The organism is Mycoplasmopsis maculosa (genome assembly GCF_900660665.1).
In the GTDB taxonomy this organism is placed as follows: Bacteria; Bacillota_I; Bacilli_A; order Mycoplasmatales; family Metamycoplasmataceae; genus Mycoplasmopsis; species Mycoplasmopsis maculosa.
Genome location: NZ_LR215037.1, coordinates 557,136 through 581,247, shown reverse-complemented (window position 1 = coordinate 581,247; position 24,112 = coordinate 557,136). Strand labels below are relative to the sequence as shown.

Annotated in this window: 13 protein-coding genes; 7 read left to right on the top strand and 6 right to left on the bottom strand. The window is 23.0% G+C overall.

The genetic code is table 4. The annotated features are described in order from the left end of the window. The first annotated feature begins 28 nt into the window (after nucleotides 1-28). From EXC47_RS02410 to EXC47_RS02390, 5 genes are all read left to right on the top strand, one after another. Nucleotides 29-1,603 (top strand): V-type ATP synthase subunit I domain-containing protein, encoded by a 1,575-nt coding sequence (locus EXC47_RS02410; RefSeq protein WP_129646788.1) that lies wholly within the window; start codon nucleotides 29-31, stop codon nucleotides 1,601-1,603. A 115-nt stretch (nucleotides 1,604-1,718) separates the two neighbouring features. Further along, a complete protein-coding gene (locus EXC47_RS02405) occupies nucleotides 1,719-7,133 on the top strand; it encodes a GA module-containing protein (protein ID WP_129646786.1) in 5,415 nt (1,804 codons plus the stop codon). Nucleotides 7,134-7,301: 168 nt separating this feature from the next. Further along, nucleotides 7,302-8,321, top strand: a complete 1,020-nt coding sequence (locus tag EXC47_RS02400) for a hypothetical protein (RefSeq protein WP_129646784.1) — start codon at nucleotides 7,302-7,304, stop codon at nucleotides 8,319-8,321. Nucleotides 8,322-8,489: 168 nt separating this feature from the next. Further along, nucleotides 8,490-8,693 carry a hypothetical protein gene (locus EXC47_RS02395; protein WP_129646782.1) on the top strand — a complete coding sequence of 68 codons (204 nt, stop codon included), beginning with the start codon at nucleotides 8,490-8,492 and terminating at the stop codon, nucleotides 8,691-8,693. Continuing rightward, nucleotides 8,656-10,647, top strand: a complete 1,992-nt coding sequence (locus EXC47_RS02390; RefSeq protein WP_165255949.1) for an IdeS/Mac family cysteine endopeptidase — start codon at nucleotides 8,656-8,658, stop codon at nucleotides 10,645-10,647. The genes EXC47_RS02395 and EXC47_RS02390 overlap by 38 nt, the downstream gene beginning before the upstream one ends. 289 nt (nucleotides 10,648-10,936) lie before the next feature. On the opposite strand, the gene EXC47_RS02385 is transcribed toward EXC47_RS02390, so the two are convergent. From EXC47_RS02385 to EXC47_RS02360, 6 genes are all read right to left on the bottom strand, one after another. Further along, nucleotides 10,937-11,941: a ZIP family metal transporter gene (locus tag EXC47_RS02385; protein WP_129646778.1), complete on the bottom strand. Its 1,005-nt coding sequence runs from the start codon at nucleotides 11,939-11,941 to the stop codon at nucleotides 10,937-10,939. Between the two features lie 2 nt (nucleotides 11,942-11,943). Beyond that, a complete protein-coding gene (locus EXC47_RS02380; RefSeq protein WP_129646776.1) occupies nucleotides 11,944-12,675 on the bottom strand; it encodes a YebC/PmpR family DNA-binding transcriptional regulator in 732 nt (243 codons plus the stop codon). A 109-nt stretch (nucleotides 12,676-12,784) separates the two neighbouring features. After that, a complete protein-coding gene (locus EXC47_RS02375; protein ID WP_129646774.1) occupies nucleotides 12,785-13,690 on the bottom strand; it encodes an HpyAIV family type II restriction enzyme in 906 nt (301 codons plus the stop codon). Nucleotides 13,691-13,713: 23 nt separating this feature from the next. Further along, complete coding sequence (locus tag EXC47_RS02370) at nucleotides 13,714-15,033, bottom strand: C1 family peptidase (RefSeq protein WP_223211706.1); 1,320 nt, start codon at nucleotides 15,031-15,033, stop codon at nucleotides 13,714-13,716. A gap of 282 nt (nucleotides 15,034-15,315) precedes the next feature. After that, nucleotides 15,316-15,825 (bottom strand): hypothetical protein, encoded by a 510-nt coding sequence (locus EXC47_RS02365; RefSeq protein WP_129646770.1) that lies wholly within the window; start codon nucleotides 15,823-15,825, stop codon nucleotides 15,316-15,318. A 140-nt stretch (nucleotides 15,826-15,965) separates the two neighbouring features. After that, entirely contained in the window at nucleotides 15,966-18,341 is a 2,376-nt protein-coding gene (locus EXC47_RS02360; RefSeq protein WP_129646768.1) for a phosphoketolase family protein, read from the bottom strand. Between the two features lie 293 nt (nucleotides 18,342-18,634). On the opposite strand from EXC47_RS02360, the gene EXC47_RS02355 reads away from it, so the two are divergent. Beyond that, entirely contained in the window at nucleotides 18,635-20,452 is a 1,818-nt protein-coding gene (locus EXC47_RS02355; RefSeq protein ID WP_129646766.1) for a transglutaminase domain-containing protein, read from the top strand. A 126-nt stretch (nucleotides 20,453-20,578) separates the two neighbouring features. Next, nucleotides 20,579-24,067: a type II CRISPR RNA-guided endonuclease Cas9 gene (gene cas9, locus EXC47_RS02350; protein WP_129646764.1), complete on the top strand. Its 3,489-nt coding sequence runs from the start codon at nucleotides 20,579-20,581 to the stop codon at nucleotides 24,065-24,067. The last annotated feature ends 45 nt before the right edge of the window (nucleotides 24,068-24,112 follow it).

Sequence of the window (24,112 nt, the reverse complement as noted above, 5' to 3'; positions counted from 1 at the left end):
AATTTAATTTTATAAAAGGAGGAAAATAATGAGTAATAGAAAAAATAAATTATTTTTAACAGGTGTAATAGTAACCTCAGCAATATGTAGTGTTGTTTTGACAGCAGCATTAGTTGCAAATTGCACTTATCCAAGAAATAAAATTAAAAATCCTGAAGAAGGCACAAATAAAATTAGTGATTTAGAAACTGAGAAAGATAAAAAAGATTATACAAGTGATCTTGTTAATAAAGCAAAAACATTAAATTATCCATCTAGCCAAGATTCAAATGCAATTAAAAAACTTATAGCTGAAATAACTTCCACAGATGAAAATAAAAAAATAGATTCAAAAGAAAAAGCAGATTTATACAGTAAAAAATTAGATACAATTTCTAACAAATTAACTGAAATAAATTTATTAATTGAAAAAATAGATTCTCCATATAGAGATTCTAATAATAAAAAACTTGATAATTTATCAGAATCAGATGAAATACAAAATTTAATAGATGAAATTATAAATTCTCAAAAATCTATTCTTGATAATATTGTAGATAGTTTAAATTATCCTTCTCCAACTGCTAGTGCTAAGAGCGAAATAAAAGATTTATATAAAAACTCAAAAAATATTGATGATGTAATCAATGTAAAAATAATGATTAATAGTGAAAATGGAATAGCTAGCAAAATAGCTTCATTAAAAGAAGAAATTAATAGTTTATCACCAGATAAGCGCGAAGAATTAAACAATGATTTGAATAGTGCTAATACAGATATAGAATTTGAAAATTTAAAAAATAAAATAAACTCATTGAAACAAGATTATATTTCTGAATTAAAAAAATTTGCAAAAAGCATACCTTATGAAAAAGGTTTAGAATCTGTTGCAATTAAAAAAATATTGGAAAGAATAGATTCACAAAAACCAGAAGAAATAATTGATAGTTATGAAAAAGCTGAAAATTTTTTGAATGAAATGAAAAACATAAAATCTTATGTAGTTTCTATTAATTATTATTTGCCGGAAGTAAAAACAAATAGAGAAGCGTTAATAACAAAATTTAATGAAACATATACTTTTGATAAAATAAATGAGTTTTATATAGAATTTGAAGAAGTTGTAAAAAATGATATTAAAAATGAAATTAAAAGTATAGTTGATCAAATCCCTTATCCATCTTCTAATTCCGCTGGTAAACAAGAGACTATTGAAGAAATAAATCAAATTAATGATTTATCTAGAATAATTTCTTTTAGAGAAAATTTGAAAAATCATTTTAATTCGGGTATGACTTATGTATCTTTATTTCAAAAATGGGTTGATGAAATTAAAAAACTTCCTGAACATTCAAGTAAAACATTTTTACTAAAAAATATTTCAGATTGAAAACCAGATCAAGGTTTTCGTGACGTTAGACAAATAATTGACTTTGTTTGAAGAGATTTTAAAGATAAAACAATTTCAAAAATAGATTCTTTAAACAATTTAAATACTGAAAGAAAACAATTTTATTCATTGCAAATTACTAATATCATTAATAATGAAAATGAAAGAAGTGTTGAACCAGTAAATTCTATATATGAAAGAGCTGTTCAAGAAAACAATAATTCAAATAATTAATATTTGTAAAATATGTGCTTTTTCAGTACATATTTTAATTTAATAATTTATTTTTTAAAAATTTAAAAAATTACTTTATTATATTAAAATAATAATTAAAAATAAAGGAGTAAAAATGGATAAAAACAAAAAGAAAAAAATAATAATAGGTGCTTCAACAGCTGGTGGTTTAATTTTATTATCAGGAGCTATAGCTATACCTTTTTTAGCAAAAAGTTGCATAAATAAAGATAATACAGGTGACCAAAACTCAACTGATCCATCTAAAAAAGATTTGTCTAAAAAAGAAGAACTTAAAAATATTATTAATGATAGTAATATCACTATTCCTAATGAATTTAAAAATTATCTAAATTTATTATTAGAAAATGAATCTGAATTAGAGAATACTGATTTAGAAATTTTAAAAAATTCAGTTATTGATTTATCATCAATTAATAAACAAAAAGAAAATTTTAATAACAAAATAATTTCTAATGAGTATAAAGAATTTATAAATAATTTATTAAGTATTAATATAAATAAAACATTAGAAAAAGTAGAAGAAATAAATAATAATGTAAATATCAATAACAAAAGCTCTATTTTATTTATAAACGAAAATAAAGATATTATTAGTAAAACAGAACAAGAATTATTTAATTTTAATAAATATGAGAAAGAAATTTACAATGATTATTCAATGTTAAATTCTTTATTTACAGAAAATAATTCTATTTTTCCAATTGACGTTAAAGAAAATATACTAAATAGTGAAACATTAAATAATTTTGTTGAATCAAAAAATATTAAGAAAGTTTTATCTAAATATTCTTTAATAAGTGAAAAAGCAAAAGAATTATTTAGTATCAAAAATTCAATTTCAGCTAAAGACAATAAAAATGAAAAAGAAGTTGAATTGTTAAATGAAATTTCAAACATTTATGAAAATGATAGAGTTAAATCTTCAAAAGTTTTAGAATCAAATATTTTAGAAAAAATTAATAGTTTAATTGAAAAAGCAAATAGTTTATCTGAAAATGACCCTTCTTCAAACAATATTGAAAATATTAGAACTTCAGCAAATAATGAAATAAGTAATTTAAACAACTTATCTGAAGAATTGAAAAATAGTTATAAAAATAAGATTAATTCATTAAATTTTGAAGCGTCAATTAATGAAATTAAAACAAGAGCAAACTCTTTTAATGATTTAGTTTCAAGTATTTTAGAACACATTAATGAAGCTAATGAAATTAAAACAACTAACAAATATAATAATGCAACAAATAAACAAGGTTTTGATGATAAATTAAATGAAGTAAAATTATTACTTTTAAATAATAAATTAACAAATAAAGATGCATATATTAATAGTTCATCATCAATATTTGAAATAAATAATTTATTAGAAGAATTAATAAACCTTCAAAATAGTCTTAATGGTGAAACACCAAGAGATGAATTACAAATTTTTAAAGAAGATGTTGAATCTAAATTATCACCTAATTTTACTGATAGAGTAAGATATTATAATTTAGAGTCTTCTATTTATAGTGCTAATATAAATGATAAAAATAAAGAATTTTTTATTAGTGAACCTGAAATTTCTGGAGTTGAATTAACTTTTAAAAAAGCTGAAATTTTAAGCGATAATGTTAATCAATTAAGGCTTATTTATAGTGCCAAAAGTAAAAATAATTCTTCTTTAATAACTGATGTTGAAAAAGTATATACTTTTAATAATGATTTTAGTCAAAAGATTAATGAATTGAACTATTCTAATTTAGATGAGTTATTTGATTTCAATTATGAAGAATTATCAAAAGAATTTAAAAATGATTTACTTAATAATGATTCATTAAAAGAAAAACATTTTAAAAATAAATTTAGTAATTTAAATGGCTTTTTTACATATGAATTAGATAAAAATTCTTTTGAATATCAAAACAATAAAATTGTTGCAGACATAAAAATAAAAGTAAATGAAAAAGATATTAAAGTTATAAAATTACAAACATCTCAAAATATTGATTTTAAAGACGAATTTTGAAGAGGTGTAAATATAACAATGGGTGATTGGTTCAAAAATTCTGCATATTACGATGATCCTAATTACTTTTATAATAATAAAGAATCAATGGACAAAGCATTTGCAATATCTAGAAAACAAGAAACTAATTTTAATATTTGATTTACATTAGAAATATTTAATAATGAAAAAGATAAAATTGCAGAGATGCAAGAAAAAACACTTGATTCAAAAGTTAATCTTGTTGAACCGACACAAAGTTCAACTCAAAATTCATTAACTCCTGATCAAATAAAAAGTGTAATTGAAAATATAAAACAAAATAGAATAAATGATTTATTTAATATACAAGTAGATAATGGTATTACTTGAGAATTAATAAATTTTGATAATAATAATATTTTTAAAACTGATAGACTTTCAACTAACAAAGCAGAGTTTAAATTTAGAATAACAAAGAATAATGAAACAAGAGAATTGATTATTCCATTGCTTACTAAAGGAGAAAACAAGGATGATCAAGATACTAAAGATTTAGAATATTTGATTAATCTTATAAAAACTGACGAAAACAAAAGTGATGCTACAAAAATTTTAGAATTAATAAAAGTTAAAAATAAAAAACAAACTCACAACCAAGCAAACGCAAAAGATGCAATTGAAACATTCAATAATTACTATGAATTGCCTAAAAAAGGTAAATTTGAAATATATGCTGATACATTGGTAGAACACACAAATTTTGTTAATAGTACTGAAGGGGGAAAAGCAAAAATTTTCTTTTGATTTAAAGAAAACGGTGAACCTTTAAGTAAAGTTTATAATAAATATTCATCATCTCATAAATTGACACAAGGAACATTTATTGAATACGCTAAAGAAATTAAGTTTTTCAAACCATTAACATATAGGGATATAAAACCTGCAAATCAAAATGGTTGATTTGTTCAAAGTGATTTTAATGTTACAAGTGCAAATAACATAAGTGCAAATCATAAAAATATAATAGATCAAATTAATAGCACTAATTTTGAACTTAGAAAAGCAACAGCAGCTATTGCTAATAGGAAAAATTTTGATTTTTCAGTACTAGATCCTAAGGATATTATTAGCCAACAAGCATACGACATGCTTAACTATTTATTAAAATTAAAAACAAATCAAACATCAGATAATAACGATACTTCCGGTTTTGTTAATCCTAATACATCAGGTGGAAGCAGAGATGATCAACCAATTTCAACTAATATAAAAAGTGGTGATTATTATGTTTCAAATGATTCTATTGTTAAAAATGGAGATGCTACTAATACGGCAAATTTAAATGAAATTGAAAGAAATTACTTTATTTATTATTATGATGTGCAAAGTACAAATAATAATGAATTAAGCTTTAAAATAGGTTTTATAGATAAAAATAATATAGCTAAAAGATACACAAATGGTAGAATAATTACTTTAAGAAATTTAAGAAATGATTATAAAGAAAATCTTTATCCTGAAATTATTGTTAACTCAATAAAATATAGTGATTTAACTATTAATAATTTAAATAACTTATCTACTTCTCAATTTATTGATTTTGTTAAAGCTGGAAACAAAACTGAATTAAATAAATATGTATTTCTTACAAATGATGTAACTTATAAAAATTACACATTAGCAAAAGAAAATTTTGAAATTGCAGAAGCTAAAAAAGGTGAAAACAATTCTGTTTATATTAAATTAAAAGTTACTAATCCTACTTCAAATAAGTCTTATAAAGCAAACGCATGGTACAAATTATCAGGTTTTTCAAGTGGAACTGGTAATAAAGAAGAACTTACTTTTGAACATAGTTCATTAAAAACTATTTTTAATTCTTCAACAAATATTACAAGAACAAGAGAACTAGAACCTTATTATAAAGACTTACTTTGAACTTTCAATAAGCAAGAAGAAAAAGCTGAATGATTATTAAAAGAAAAATATATAAGTAAAACTTTATTAAAAGAAAATACAACAAATAGAAAAATAAAATTTAATTTATATGGAAATATGCTTATTCAAGACATAAGAAGACTTACTAGAATCAATGATTCTTCAAGAAATTATTGAACAGAATTTGATTTTGAAAAATTAATAAATGGTGAAACTCTTGTCTCAAGAATACAAACACATATTTATAATAGAGAAAGTGATAGCTCTCCTTATCCAAGATTTTATTTCACAATAAAGGCTAAATATATAGCTAATGAAGGAATTAAATTTGAAGTTGAATTAGAAGATAAACAATATAAATTATTTGTTGGCAACCCTTATAAAGAAGCTATAACTGTAGATGAAAGCCGCGGTCCTAGATTTGGTGAATTTAAAAATGAAAAAGCATTTTTAATCAATAATTCTGGTGCAAAAGTTATAATTGAATACACTAATAATGTAGAACACGAAGACTTTGGTCAAGAGACAAACCAGTTTAATTACAAAAAAATGGATTACTCACAAGAAAATCAACCAATTTTATTTTATACACCAGAAAGTGTTATAAATTCTCAAGAATATAATCCTAATCAAAATGTTCATTTTGAATTACATAATGGATACTTACAAGATCAAGAATATATTCATAATTCTTGAGAAGGAATAGAAGAAGTTGATAATGTAAGAAATAGAAGTTTTGCATTCAACCAAGGTACAGCTACTCAATTCGGAAAAGTGAATAAAGATTCTAAAGATGGAAGATTCTATATTATTACAAATAACCACGTTGAGAGTATAAAAAATATTTCTGAAGTGCAAGGCGATAACTTACCTAAAAAAGCAACTAGAAATTACATTACAAAAGTATCAAATAATTTTGGAAACAATGTAGACAACGGTTTTTCATATTGAGGCGGATTGAATACAGCTAATAAAATTCCTATTGAAGTTATATGATCTGGTGTTGATCAAATAAGTGAAAAAGGTGAAAAAAAATCTGGTTTAGTAGTAGATGTTACTGTTTTTGCAGTAGATGTTAACGGATTAATACAAGATGCTAAAAAACAAGGTAAATTTGATTTATCAAGTTGATTTGAAAACTGATTCACTTTACCAAATATGAACATGGATTATTTAGGTTCAGAACATGGTGTTCATTTCGGTCCAAATGTTAAAAAGTTTGCAATGACAGGTTTCCCATATGGTAAACAAGCTGGATACTATATTAACAGAGCTTCTTCAAATAGTGGAAATATTGCTTTATTAAGACAAAATGGATATGTTCAAACATTTTATAATGCTGGTAATTCTGGTACAGGTATTTTAGGCAAAGATAATTCATATGTTTCAACAATAAATTCAGGTGCTCCACTTACATTTTTACAATCATGAAATTATGAAACGTCTACTCATAATTTCTTAGGAGCCAACTTTAATGGAGAAAATCCATTAGATATAAATAATTCAAATTCTATAGGGGCGCAAATTTTAAGATGAAACTTAAAATCTCCTTTATCAGTTGATCTTCCTTGATATTTAAAAGAAATTAATAAAAAATAATTTTATCCTGAGTTAAAACTCAGGTTTTTTTTAATATTATCAATTTATTTAAAAGTAAAAAATATAGAATAATAATTAATTTTAAAGATATTTTTTAATTAATGTTTATTATTTTTAGACTTTTTTAATGGGGTTTTGGTAAAATTTAAAAAAGAATGAGGTAATTTTATGAAAAGTATTTTAAAAATAATTAATTCATTGGGAAATGTAACTAGTGCAATAAGTGGTTTTACTTATTCAAATAGTGTTAGATATGAAGAAAACAATATAAGTTCGCTTGATAAAAAATATGATCCTTTAGACAAACCTGATTATAAATTTAATGAAAGACAATCATTTAAATCATTAGAAGAATTTTATAATTATTATGATAATATTGTTAATCATATTGATGATTCTATTAAATTAGATTATGCTATTTTAAAAAAGATGCTTAATATTGAAGAAGATATTAATGATCTTCCTTTTGAAAAATATGTTAACAAAAATATTAATATCAAAAGCGATCAATATATTTTTAATGATCTAGGAATAATTTGAAATGATTACATAAAAATATATATTAAAAATAATTATAGTTATAAAAGTTTTTTAAAGTCTAACTTAAGAGAAAAAGTTAAATCATTAAACGACCTCGAAGACTCTAAAAAAATTGAAGAAGCAATTTTTCCAATATTTAATATAACTATTGAAGACCAATCATTATTTAAGGTTGTTGTAATTGAATTTGAAGCTTTAATATATTTAAGTGAAAATCCTGAGGATGAAAGCCTATTTAGTTTAGCTGACGAATTATTTAAAAATAATAATGGTTTAAATCCAAGTGATATTAAATTAAATACTACTTTAGATTCAATTAGAGAAAAAGTTTTAGAAATAAGAAAACACGAAAATAAAAATTTAAGTGTAGAAACTGCCTCAGAAATTATTAACAAAAATAATAGCAATAATAATAACGCCTCTAATTCAGACACAAATAATAAAGATTCTAATATTACTAACACCACTAATAATAATGAGAAACCTAATAATGAAGTAGATAAAAATTCAAATATAAAATCTTCTAATCTTTTAATATATTTATTAGTTCCAGCAGTTCTTATTTTATTTTTTATAATTGTTATTTTAATATGATATTTTGTAAAACATAAAAAAACAAAAATAAAAAATAAACCCGATGCAAATTAAATATTTAGTTTTCACAAAAACACTCTTTTATGTTTAATATAAAGAGTGTTTTTTTAAAAATGCAAAAAAGAATAAGATTTTATTATCGGTATCTTTAAAACTCACATTTATAGTATTTATTATTTTTGCTAAAATATTTATATAAGTTAATTAACCGAGGTGTTTACTATGAAAAATAAAATTAAGTTTTGAATAACACCTATTATTTTTAATTCTGTAGCTTTTTCATTTATTAGTTCAAATATTAATGAAGAATATACTGCTAATAATAGTGTTGAACTAAACAATAAAATAAAAGAGATGTTAAATAAAAATGATCAAGAAAACAATAATTATGAGTTTTTTTTGAGCAAAAGGTATTATTCCACCTAAAATAAGTGATTTTCAAATTTATAAACATACATATGATGATTCAAAAGACATACTTTCATATATTTATGCGCCTCCTATTAATGTAAATTGATTTGATAGCAATAAGGAATTTAATAGTGAATTAGGGAAAGATGTATTTTTATGTAGTGCCGCTGTCACTGCTAATTATTTACATTGATTTATGTTAAATAATAGAGATAATATACAAAAATATTATGAGTTACAATTTAATCAAAATTCTGGTAAAAATATAACTAAATTTGATACATATGAAAAAAACGAGGGTATAAGCGGTTTTTTTAATTATTTTAAAAATTTATTTTCTGGAAGATTAGCCAGAACCGAAGAATTATTTAACATGATGATAAATGGATATAATTACCCAAATAATTATGTTTGAAATGAAAATAATATAGATAAAAGAGGCGGTTTTTTTAATGATGTTTTTAAAAATAACAAATTAGCTACAAAAACGGATAATTTTAAAAATGTTGAAGAATTAGGAAAAAAAGTAAAAAAAGCTTTGTTGGAAAATAAGGCATTAGGAATTTCTTTTAGAATTAATGATAATTTTGGGCATATTGTTAACGTGTGAGGAGCAGACTTTAAAGACGGAAAACTATCAGGTTTATATATTGCTGATTCAGAAGATTCAAAAGCAGATCCTAAACAATCATTAGTAAGATATAATGTAGCAGATATTGACGGAAAAGTAAAAATTTCAAATGCTTATAATTCAAAAGGTGAATCAATTTTTGGATCAGAAATATTCTTTTTGCACGAAGTTGATAATGGAAGAAAATATTTTGAAAATTATTTTAATGATGTTGAGTTGAATTATGATAAGTATTTAGAAAAAAGTGAAAAGCGTAAAAATGATTGAAATGGTAGACTTGAAGATACTATTTCTAAATATAAACTTGAGTATTTAAAAATATTAAAAAATAAATACGCAAACATATTGGAAAAATATAGTGAAAATGAAAATTTGGAAACTATAAGTGAATCATTAGAAAAAATAAAATCATATAGTAATTTTCAATATGAACCACACGAATATAGTTTTTATGTAAGCAAGATTGAAAAACTTTTATTTCATTATAATAACGAAATCAAAAATAATGAAAATTATTTTTCTCATTTTGAAAAAGAAACTAATAATTTAATTTCAGAAATAAATTCATTTAGAAAAGGAGAAAACTCAAACGAATTCTTTGAAGACGAATATTGGTATAAAAAAGCTTTAAATGAAAAATTTATTTCTTATTTAAATTCTCTTAATTCTATTATAGCTGAAATAAATAAAGAATTTGTTACAAGAACAAGTTCTTGGATTTCTTTTGAAATTTTAAAAATAAAAAATGAAATATTTAATCAAGAAAACCCGCTTGTTCAAAAAGGTATAAGAAAAAATTTAGATAAAGTGTACGATAATAAAATAAAAGAATTTTCTTCTAAAATATTGTTTAATTCATTATTAAATGAAGCCGACATTGTTGTTTTAAAGAATGCTTATTTACAAAATCTTAAAAAAACAGATAGTGAAAATGAAGTCTTATTAAATTTTAATAATTTTAAAAAAGAAGTTGAATCTTTGGTTATAAAAAAATATATTGAAGATTTCATTATTTTTTCAAAAGATTTTATAAATAAATATAAAAAAATTGATCATAAATTATTAATTGATAAATATAAGTATGAAATTTCTAATTTTGTTAAAAAAATATTTTTAAATGAGGAATTTAATTTTAAAAATTTTATAGATAGAACAAAGCAAGACTTTAAAAATGAAATCATTGAGTTAAATAATTTATCGATTCAAAAAGAAAATAATAATATAGAAAAAAATCAAAAAAGTATTTCACCAGTTATTTACTTATCAATTTCTGCCACATTAATATTAACTTTGCTTATTGTAGTTGTTTCGTGGTATTTTGTAAAGAATAAGAAATAAAAAATATTTTATTTACTAATATTTTTATTTACTTTTTTGTGTTATCTATTGTAACTACAGGATTTTTAATTAAGTTATTTTAACTTTCTTTTTTATTTGAGCAAACATTTACTAACAAAGCTGTTGTGCAAGACCTGCTGATGCAAACGCTTCAATTATTAATAAACCTATAAAAAAGCCTTTTGTTTTATTTTTTCTTCAAGCTATTTTTACCTTTTTAATTTTAATAAGTATAATTTTTTTAAAAAAATAAAAATAAAATAAGATAACCTTATTTTATAAAAATGTGCTAATGAGTATGACTATGAATTGAAAGTATTATAGCAGCTATAATAATTCCAATCATAAATAAAATTAGTGTTCATCTAAATAATTTTTTATTATGATGAGAATGATAAAATTCTGGGAAAAATTCTACTATAGATGTAAAAAGAAAAGTTCCACCCATAAAAGCATAAATAAGACCATTAAATCATCATGCGTTATTTAATGAACCTCCTATATATACTCCTATATAAATAGCTGGTAAAAATAGCAATAAACAAGCTGTAGACACCGCAATTGATTTAGCTCTAGATCAACCCATTTCTCTTTGTCTATAGTAAAATAATATTTGTTCTGGTATTAAGTGTAAAATAGCTGATAAAAAGAAAACTAGTTCTAATGAATTAAAGTTATTTTGAGTTCCGCTTACCCAATTGCTTATGTAATAGCCTATTAATAATCCTTCAGGTATACGATGTATTAAAAGAAGTAAAATAGCTACTAATTTATATGAGGGATTGCTTTCACTTTCTTTTTTGTGAAAGTCTAATTCATCAGGAGCTATTTTATTGTGATTATGTTCGCTGTGATCATGAGCTATATCATGGGTATGCAAAAATACTGCTGCTTCATGATCTTTAGCTATATTGCGTTTAGATGCTAATCTAATTAATGTTCTAACTGTATATGAAAATAATAAGCCGCCTATTAATCCAGATCCAACTATAAGTATGTTGAATCCGTAAATTTGTCCTTTTGAATATAATGCTTTCCCGGCACCTAAACTAGTAACTTCTAAAGACTCTTTTAAAAATCCAAATAAAGCCATAGTTATGAAAAAGCCACAAATAAAAGCATAAAGTAAGACACTACTTTTTTGACTTAGCTTTTCTTTAGTAAAAGCAAATATCAAAGTTACAATTAAAGGTAAAGTTATTAAACCGGCAGTTACTATAAGTACTAAAATAAAATAAACTAAATTATTGTTATCAGGTATTTTAGTTAATAAATAATCTGCAATTTGCTGCATGCTTACTCGTTAAATTCTATATTGTGGAAAACTTCTTGAATGTCATCATCATCTTCAAGTTTTGCTATGAATTCTTTTATTTTATCTGCTTTTTCGCCTTCAAATAAAACCATAGAATTAGGAATATATGTAACTTCACATTGTAAAAAGTCTGTGATATTTAAATTTGATTCGATAGCATTTTTACAATTATTAAAGTTTTCAGGTGTAGTTGTAATAATAAATGATTCATCTGTTACTTGAATATCTTCTGCACCGTTTTCAATAGCAAAAAGTGTTATAGTTTCTTCATCAATTAATGAATTAGAAATTTCTAATACACCTTTATGATCAAATTGAAAAGGAACTGTACCAGTTTTACCTAATTTAGCATTTTGTCTATTAAAATATGCTTGCACATTTCCTGTTGTTCTATTAATATTATCACTTAATGTAACAACTAAAAATGTAGCACCACCGCTTATAGTGGCATTATATAATGTCTCTGTATATGATGATCCATCTTTTGAATTTCCTAATGCCTTAGCAATAGCTCTTTCTATATTATCTTTTGGCATATTTTTAGCTTTTGCTTTAGCAATAGCTAATTTTAAATATGGGTTCATTTCTGGATCACCACCAGATTTAGCTGCAACAAAAATTTCTTTTGATAATTTTTGAAAAACTTTACCTCTTGCTGCATCTTGAGCACCTTTTCTATGCATAATATTGGCTGCGTGTGAATGTCCTGCCATAATTATTCTCCTTTTAAATATTTATTTAAATGTTATATAAATTATTAATAATTTAATTTTATCAATAGTTTAATTAAATTCATATTAAAAAAGAATTTTTAATATTATTTTATCTTAAACCTTCTTTTATTAGTTCATTTTTTAAAATATCTTCATCTGAACTATTTTGAATTATTTCTCTTTCTTTTTTTGCTTTAAATAAGTTTGAATTTTCAGAACGTTCATTAAAAATACTTTTACGAATATTTATATATATAGGTTCTAATGAATTCAATTTATCTCAAGCTGAATTACTTAAATTTACTAAAGTTTCCAAAGCTTCTTTATCAGTATCTAAATCTGGTAATTTTAAAAAATCCTGATAATTATAATTTTTAAATTTACTTAAATAAATTTCAAATTGATCTCAATCTTCACTATGATTTAACTCTGCAAAAAGTTCAGATGAATATCTTGCTAAACATGTAACTTTTTCATTTTCATTTATAAAAGTATTTGTATTATAAAATTCTTCATTTTTTCTATGATCAACCTCAGTAAATCATATAAAAGCTTTTATATTGAATTCCTTATATAAATCAGAAACATCGTTTGCCATTTCTTTTAATTTAGATAAAAGTTTAGCACTTTCGTTTAAAGAATATGTATCTCTTTTCTTTTGTAAAACTAAATATAAATTTTTATTTTGTTCATCTAAAAAAACATGTGAAAATCTTAAATTTTGTACTATAAAAAGTTGAGGATCATTTTTATCTACTTTATTTATTTTTATAATGTTTTCCATTGTTTTATAGCCATATTTGTTAAATAATAAAAGAGCATAATCTTTAATAAAATTGTAATATTTATTTTCTTGACTTCTTATAAAAGCTTGTTCAAATTTAACTTTAAATTCAAAAGGGTGCATCAATGAGTTAAATCTATAAGGAGCATCTATAAGTTTATAAATCATTTTTTTAGAATTATTATCCAATAACACTTGTCTTAAGGTTTGTTCGAATTCTTGATATTCCATTTTATTCCTTTTTTATTATATTATTAAGCTAATGGATCCCATGGTTCTAATTCTATTGCAGGTTCATTTAAACCTTTTAATACTTCTTTATTTACGAATTTTGGATCTACTATTGCACCAAAACAAAATTCATCAAATCATTTATCAGACATTGAGAAATATCCTTTATGTCTTCTATCTTCCCCTCAAGAGTTTTCGACTTCTCATTTTATTGGTTTTCCGTCTTTATCTAAATCAACACCAACAAAAGTCATTGCGTGATTTGGGGTAGAAAACTTAAAGTTTACCCTATCTTTTTTACTTATTGAATTTCATATTTTTAAAGAATCTTCAAAATTATAGATATCTGTATCAAAAATTCCTGCTTTAGGTTCGATAAATAAAGAAACATCGCAATCAAATCAAACAGGAATTCCAGCCTGTAATGATTTTACAATTGCTTCTTTAATTTCGTTTATATTAGTATTTAATGATTGAACGCATTTTTCTTCAATAACTGATTTATAGTATTTTGAGTGATATACTCTATTTTTTGGATAAATATCTCTTGGATCATGAATAAGATTTATTTTATCTAAAAATTCAAACCCTATATATTCTTTTAAAAAGTCTAAAGGTGTTATGTTTTCTATTTTATGAAAATTCTTATCTTTGTCTCTGTATTCAAAAGTAAATTCAATTGGAGGAAGCCCTAATGATTTAGCATTTATTTGAAAAACAATTTCTAAAGCATCATGTTTTATTTTTCTTAATTCTTCTATATTTTCATTGTTTTTAAAAGCTTCTCTAATTTTATGAGCAGCTGAAAGTAAATGAAAGTCTAAAACTTGATTTAATCCATTTGAATTTTGGGCATCGTAAGTATCATCCATTATGCTTTTAGGAACTAAACCATATTTTTTTATTAATCCTTGAGCTCACTCTCAATAACCACCATCACTTACTCTAAAAGACATAATATTTTGTAATAATCTATTATCGTAAGGTTTATCTGCTGTTTCAATAACTAATTCTAAAAATGTATTAGCTTTTTCTAACTTATCATAAAAAAATAGATAGTTTTCAGAAAACTCAAAACTTTCAACATTCAATTTTTCTAATATTTTAGTTTTAAGCATATTTGTTGAAGAAAAAATTCAACATCTACCACTACTTTTTTGGTTTGTCATACCACCTTTTTTCACTTGAACATTAAATTCATGATTATGTTTTCTGTAAATATCATTATTTATTGTTGAATTAAAAATTCCATTTTTTGTTATAGCATTTTCTATAACTTTATTATTTTTATCTGAAATATATTTTTCGTAAAATTTTTTAATTTCTTTATTATTTAAAATCATATTATCTCCTAATTTGTAAATACATAATATTTTAATTATATAAAATAATTAAATATTTGAACATTCATGAGTTTTATTTAATAAATAAAATTAATAAATAATTATGATAAATTCTATTTTTTTAATTTTTTTATTTAAATAAATGTTATAAAAGATTGTTAAGCAAATATTAAAAAAAGCAACCAAAATTTATTGGTCGCTTGTTGTAAAAGTTTATATATTGTATAAATATTACATCTAGACTTTTAATTAAAATTATTTTTTGTAAAAAAATATAAAACTTTAACGTTTTCTATATTTTTTAAATAATCAAACAGAAGTACCTATTATTAATAAAACCATTAATAATGAAAAAGTTATTGAAGTTGTTATTATAAAAGATTTTGGCGTTCCTAAATCACTTATATATTTATGAAATAAAATAAAACCATTATTTATTTCCTTAAAAGTAGTTGAATTATTTGCTTTATCAATCAATTCATTTATTTTTGCTTCTGTTAGACCACTTATTTCTGCAGATTTTATTAATTTATCTCTATATAGTCTTAAACCAGTATTATAGTTATCATTTAAATCTTTTTCAGTTGTAGAAGAATTAATTTTTTCTTTATAATCAATTTTTAAATTATTATCAAAATCAATTGAATCTAAGTCTTCTATATATTTATTTTTAATTTGATCTAAGTTTTGATTATTATTTTCTTCGTTTGTAGTTGATGAAATTGTAACAATTGAAAAACTTGATAAGGTTATAATAGAGGCTGAATTAATCATTTTATGTATTTTTTTCATTTTTTTCTCTCCGAGCATTACTATTATAACAATTATTCAAATTATTTTTTTGAAAAATTTATTTATAGTTTTTTCAAAAAAATCTTATTTATAGTAGTTTTAGTAAAAAAACATAAGCTAATGCCTATGTTTAATTTTTATTATTTTTTAACTGGAGTGAATTTTCAGTTTTTAACTTCAGGAATGTCTGTACCATATTCTTTGATGTATTCTTTGTGGTATTTGATCATTTCTTCCATTTTTGCAACTAATTCTTTAGATTTTTCACCATAGATAGCTTTAGCAGCATCAATTGTCATGTGGAATCTATCCATATCACTTAATAAACGAATATCGAATGATGTTGTAATATCACCATTTTCTCTATAACCGTGAGCTATTAAGTTTCTGTTATTACGTTTGAAGAAGATTTCTCTTAAAACAGCTTCATAACCGTGGAAAGCAAAAAGAACTGGTTTATCTTTTGTAAAGATAGCATCAAATTCTTCATCAGAAATACCTCTAGGGTCAATGCTTGGGTGTCTTAATTTTAATAAGTCTAACACATTAACAAATCTTACTTTTAAGCTTGGGTTGTTTTCTAAAAGAATGTTAATTGTAGCTAATGCTTCAATTGTACTTTCTGTACCTGAGGCAGCAACAACTAAATCTGGTGTTTCGTTCATTGAAACTGTTGATGCTCAATCAAATACTTTAAGACCTTTGTCAACTAATTCTTGAGCTTCTTCTTTATTAAAGAATTGTTCACGTGGTTGTTTTGAAGAAATAATTAAGTTAATAACTTCTCTTTCTTTAAATGCTTTATCCATTGTAGCTAATAAAGTGTTTGTATCAGCTGGTAAGTAAATTCTAATGAATTCTGGTCTTTTATCTGCTAAGTGTCCAATTAAACCTGGGTCTTGGTGTGTGTAACCGTTGTGGTCTTGTTGGAAAGCATTAGAAGTAGCAATTAAGTTTAATGATGGATAATCTTTTCTTCATGAAAGTTCAGAAGCTTTTCTTAATCATTTCATGTGTTGAGTTAACATTGAGTCAACAACTCTTAAGAATGATTCATAAGAAACAAATACACCATGACGACCTGTTAATACATAACCTTCTAACATACCTTCAGCTTGGTGTTCTGAAAGTTGTGAGTCAATAATTCTACCAACTGGTGATAAAAATTCATCGTATTCTGGGTGAATTTTATCTAATCATTGACGATTTGTGTATTTAAACATATTATAAAGTCTATTTGATTTAGTTTCATCTGGTCCGAAAACTCTAAAGTTATCTTTGTTTGTTAAAGTTAATTCACCAAAGTATGTTCCTAATGTAACCATATCTTGGTTAATTGTTTCACCAGGTTTTTTAATGTCTAATGCAAATTGTTTTCAATCCATTAATTCCATTGGTTTTGGATTAACACCACCATTACCAACTGGGTTAATTCCCATTCTGCTATCACCTTTAGGTGCAATTTCAGCAATTTCTGGTAATAATTTACCTGTATTATCAAATAATTCTTCTGGTTTGTATGATCTTAATCATTTTTCTAAGTCACCGGCATATTCCATAGCTTCAGCTTTTGCAGGAATTGGAACTTGGTGAGCTCTAAAGCTTCCTTCAATAGCTTCACCTTTTCATGTAGCAGGACCTGTTCAACCTTTTGGTGATTTTAAAACAATCATAGGTCATACTGGTCTTGAAGCTTTTTCAGCACCAACTTTAGCAGCGTCAAATTTGATTTTAATAATCATTTCCATTGCTTCATCTAAAGCTTTAGCCATTTTTTCATGCATAGGCATGTATTCTGAACCTTCAACAATTAAAGCTTTTCAACCCATACCAGCAAAGTATTGAGTTAATTCTTCATTTGTTCTTCTTGAGAATAAAGTAGGGTTAGAAATTTTACCACCATTAACGTGAACGATAGGTAAAACAACACCATCTTTAACTGGGTTAATAAATGCATTTAAGAATCAACCAGCAGCTAAAGGACCTGTTTCAGCTTCACCATCACCTACAACTGTTGCAGCAATAACATTTGGGTTATCTAAAACAGCACCAGCAGCATGTGATAATGAGTATCCTAATTCACCACCTTCGTGAATAGAACCAGGAGTTTCAGGAGCAGCATGGCTAGCTGTACCACCTGGGAATGAGAAGTATTTAAATAAGTGTGTCATACCTTTAATGTCTTGTGTAACATTAGGGAATAATTCAGTATAGCTACCATCTAAGTAAGCATTTGATGAAATAACTTGACCACCGTGTCCTGGACCTTCAATATATAACATGTGTTTAACATCATATTTGTTAATAATTCTGTTTAAGTGTGCATAAATAAAGTTTTGTCCTGGTACAGTACCTCAGTGACCAATTGGATAAACTTTAACGTCTTCAGATTTTAAAGGTTGTAATAACAATGGGTTATTTCTTAAGTACATTTGACCAACTGATAAATAGTTAGCTGCTCTTCATCAAGCATCAACTTTTTTTAAGTAGTCTTTTGAATCAAAAGATGAGTTCATTTTTCCTCCATAATAATTAATATTTTTTATATTTAACGATATCAATCTTAAATTGACAATATGCAAATGTCTTATTATTTTAATTTGCATTAATATTATATATTAATATGCTTTTTGAGTTCTTACGAAATTATTTATTTTATGGAAATGCTTACAAATTTAGTGATAAAAATTTTTAAAAGTTTATTTTTTAAGTAAAAAAATACAAAAAATAATACTTTTTTCTAAATTTTTATTTTTTTAAAACATAAATTAATTTTTAATAAATAAATTTATAAGTTTATAATTAAACTATGAAAAAGAAACACTTAATTTTTAAAAATTTATTAGCCTCTTCAATTTTATTAACAACTCCTTTGATGTGAGTTTCATGTTCTATTAATGAAAAAGAAAATGTTAATAACGAAATTAAAACAAATAATGAAAATGAAGAGCCAAAAACAACAAATTTACCAAAGGAAAATGATAATAAAGAAAAAGTAATAATATCGAACCCAATAGAGAATAAAAAACCTGATGTTATTGATTTAAAACAAAAATTTTTAGAATTAAAAAATGAGACTGAAAATTTTATTAATAATGAATTAAATGATATTTCATACACCTATTACAAAGATATTTTGGTAAATTTTAAAAATGAATTGGAATTAGATCAAATTAATAAAATAACTTATGATGAAAATGAATTAGAACAAAAAATAAATAGTCTTGAATTACTTTATAAAAATGCAAAAGAAAATTATTTAAAATTGCCTAGAATTCAAATGTCAGAAGAAGATTTAAAACCTATTTTTGATGATAAAAATAGCAATTCAGAAATTGAAACAAATAATGATTATGAAAATAATTTAAAAACAAATTTAGAAGCTAATTTATTTATGAATTTAGTAGATTCAACCTTGGTAAAAGATTATTCTTCAAAAAATTACACTGCTAATAATAAAAAAGAAATTATTGATTTTACTAAAGAATTAACTAAAGATGCTAAAACAGAAAATGAAGTAGTAAGAACTATTTTTACTTGAATTGTTAGAAATGTTAAATATGCTCATGACTTATCAAGAATGCCAGCTTTAGAGCCACAAGATGTCTTACATGAAAAATTTGCAGTTTGTGGAGGCTATAGTAATTTATATAAAGCTATGCTTGACGCTGTTGGAATTAAAAATTCTATTGTAATAGGATGATCAAAATATGGGCATCATCAATGAAACTTAGTTTATAATTCTCAAACTAAACAATACTATCATTCAGATGCGACTTTTAATTACTTTAATTTAAGTGAAGAAAAATTTGCTAAAGATCATAGAACTTTTAAAATTATTGATGTAGAGCACAAAATTGATGATTTTAAATATGAATATAATTATGGTGTTTCAGTTTTAAGTTCTATTTCTAATAAAGACAAACCAAAAGATATTATCAATGATGAATTGAAAGTAGTTTCTATATCAGAAGAATTACTTAAAAAATCAGATACAGTATATGTTGGTAAAAATATAGAAAAAATAAACTATGCTGGTGGTTTGCATAAAGTTAAGTGATTTGAAGTGGATCCAGAAAATAAATATTATTCTTCAAAAGACGGAATTTTATATAACAAGAATTTTACAAAATTGATATTGGTTCCTGAAAATTATGAAAATAATGAATTCACTTTACCTAGAACCGTAAGGATAATCGAAGATAAAAAAGGCTCATTGAAAGCTAAAAAATTAAGTTCAATAAAAGTAGAACCAGGCAATTTTTGATTTTCAAGTTTTGACGGAATTTTATATAACAAAAGTTTAAGTGATATTATTAATATTCCTTTTAATAAAAATAAAATTATTTTGTCGAAAAATACTGTTTTAAAGGAATATGACATTACTGATAGTCCTAATTTTGAATATATAAATATTACTAACGGAATTGATAATATTCCTGCTTGAACATTTAATAATTTAAAAAATTTAAAAGAATTAATTATTTCTAAATCAATTTCAAAAATTGAAAATAATGCTTTTAATAACACAAATATTAAAAATGTTGTTGTAAAAGTTTCTGATAAAACTTCGAAAGAAGTAATTGATCAACTTAATAAAATAGGTTTTAGAAAAATAATTAAATAATAAATTTCATAAGCTTACAAGCTTATGTTTTTTTATTATTTTTATGAAAATTTCCATAGAATTTATCAAAATTAAAAAACAGTTATATTTTTTATTTAATATAAAAATATATAAAAAAGGAGAAAAATGAGCAAAAAAGATATTTCAATAAGTTTTGACATAGGTGTTGGTTCAGTTGGATGAGCCGTTATTGACGAAAAAACTAATGATATTTTAAAATGAGGCGTTAGATTATTTGAACAAGTAAATAAAGAACAAGCCGGAGAAAGACGCATTAAAAGATCTCTTAGAAGAAGAATAAGAAGAATGCAATATAGAAATAGAAAATTCTATAGACTTATTGTAAGAACTAAGGATTTATTTAATAAGAATAATGTAGATGAAGTTAAGCAAACCATTAAATATTTATCTACTAAATATTCAAATATTTTAGATTTAAAAGTTAAAGCTTTAAGTGAACAAATTACTTCTGATGAGTTAATTTTTGTATTGCATAGTTATCTAAAACATAGAGGATATTTCTATGTTGATAAAGATGATAATAACAAGAATCGAAATAATGAAGAAATAAATAAATTAAGTGAACAAAATAATAAATTCCCTTCGATTATTATTAAAGAAATGTACGATAAATATAAATTCTCAAGAAGTGAATTATATGAAGGAAAGAAAATATCTAATCCAAAATGAGTCGAAGAAATAGAACATTTATTTAACATTCAAAAAATTACAAATGAAGATTTTAAAAATACATATATTAATAATTTATTTAAAGCAGTAAGAGAATTTTCAAAAGGTCCAGGAAGCGAAAACAGCCCTACACAATATGGTCTATATAGAAAAAATAAAGATGGCATTGTTGAAAAAATTGGTGAAAATCTTTGAGATATAACTACTAAAAAATGTGAAATTTTTCCTGAAGAAAAAGCAGATTTATCTCATTCAATAAGATATGAAATTTTTTCATTACTTGAAAACATTAATAATTTACGCTTTAATCATATAAAAGATTGAAAAATTGACAATGAATCTAAAATAGAATTGTTAAATTTAATATTTTCAAAAATGTGAGAAAGCAAAATTAAATATCCTACTATAAGTTTAGAATTAAATAAAAATAAAGTTTTAAATAAATCAATTAATTTATATTTAGATAAAAATAATTTACAAATTATGGATGGCGGAAAATTTAATTACGAGTCTATTTATAACTTGGAAAATTTATTTACTTTAATTAAATACATTAAAGAAACAATGCCAAATATTAGCAATTTTATTTCTTTTGAAAGTTTAGATCTATTTATAAACGAATTAGACAATATCATTAGTTGCTTGTATAATGAACAAAATATTGAAAAAAGAATTATTATTTTAAAATCTATTTTAAAAGAAAGCAAAATATTTGGTCAATATTTTAATGATGACTTTATAAATATTTTAGCAAATTCAAAAAAACTCATGTTGAGTAAAGTTGGTTCTTATTCTAAAAAAGCATTAAAAATGTTTATAGATAATATGTTAAAAACTTCTGATAATAGTATAAAAATTAAATTTGACAAAATAAGAGATAAAACTATTGCTTTGAAAAATAGTTTTAAACAAACTAAATACATAAATGAAAAAAGTATTAATAATTTTGCCTTACCCTCAGATGTTAAAAACCCTATGATTGAAGCTATTAAAGTTTTTAATAAAATTAAAAAATTATATTCAAATGAATGAGAAATTAAAAACATTTATGTTGAAATGGCAAGAGAAAATAATTCTAAAAGTTATAAAGATTATGTTAATTCTATGTTGGAAAACTTTACAAATGATAAAGAAAAATGATTATTGAAATTATTAGAAGATAAAAATATTAAAGAAGAAATCTATAAAAATAATACTTTAGAAAAATTGATTTTATGAGAACAACAAGATCATATTGATATATATGATGGTGAAGAATTAGATGTTTATCAAATAATAAATAATCCTAGTTATACTGAAATTGACCATATAATTCCATATTCACAATCATTAAATAATAGTAGATCAAATAAAGTTATTACAAAATCAAAAAATAATAGTTTAAAAAGTAATGAATTAGCATATACATTTGTTAAAAGAAATTCAGAATGATTTAATAAATATATTCAAAAATGTAAAGATATTTTTAATGAAAAAAGACTAACTAAAAATACTTTCCCATTTACAAGCAAAAAAGAACTTAAAGATAAGTTAGATAATTTATTATTGGAAGATTTATCTTCAACAAAACAAAAAGAATTTATAAGTAGAAATTTAAATGATACAAGATATGTTACAAAGCTATTTATAAATTATTTAAAAGACTATTCATTAGCTAATAATAATTGTTTTAATGTTTCTGCTATAAATGGACAAATTACTAGTTATATTAGAAAAAATGCTAAAAAGCTATTAAAAAATAAATCATATTATGATTGATACATAAAAGATAGAAATATTTATAGTCATCATGCTATTGATGCATCAATTATAGGTTTATATTTAAACAATTCTAAATCTTCTCTTAAAAATTTAAAAATAGATAGTTTACATTATGAATTATTTGATGATAACGGGGAAACTTCACTTGTTGATAGGCTGACAGGAGAAATTTTAAAATTTGACGATTTTAAAAACTCAAAGGAAGCAGTTAAATTAGCTAAAATAAATGAAATAGTTAATATTTGTGATGAAAAAATAACAAATAAATATAATGAAATTGCATTTTCTAGAAAACCCGTTACAAACAATAATAAAGAGTTATTTAACCAAAAATTATATGGTTTATTATCGTTAGAAAATATTAATTATAAAATTGCTAAATTTAATTTAATAAAAAAAGATGAGAGAGCTAAAAATAGCGCTAAAGAAACACAACCTTTTAAAAATTTCTTCGGAATCGACCCTAATAAAAAAAGTGATTTATTAATTTATAAACATAGTATTAAAGAATACAATAAATTAAATGAAATATTTTTAAACTTTAAAGAAAAAAAATCACCTTTTGAAGAGTATATGAAAGATTTAAAAGAGAAAAAAATATTTAACGGTGATTTCATAGATAAATTATTGCAAGCAAAAAAAGTTTTATTAATTCATAACAATGAAAAAACAAGTTATTCAGTTGTTAAAAATCTTAAATATATAGATAGCAAAGTTGAAACTATATTTTTAAATAAAAAACAAAATAATAAATCCTTTAATGAAAATATGAATTGGATTTCGGTTTTAGTTTACAAAAATAATAAGAATAAATATTCAATAATTCGAGTTAATCCAGAGATATATAAATTTAAAAAAGAAAAAGTTAATTTTATTAATGAAGACAAATTAATAAAAGAAAAATTAAATAAAATAAAAATAAAAAATAATATTAGTTTAGATTCAAAACCTGTAATGATTTTGAAAAAAGGATCTATTTTTCAAAGAAAAAACGATGAAACAATTTGATATGTAACAGGTTCTAATGCTCAAAGAATTGAATTGAATAGAATAGATAAAAATAAAGAAAATTCAAATTATAGAAATATGCCTTCAGTTAATGTTTTGATCGATAATTATATCCCGTTAGAAATTGATATATTAGGTAATATTTACAAAAAATAAGAAAAAACCCGCTATGCGGGCGAGTACAGCCGCAACTATAAGTTG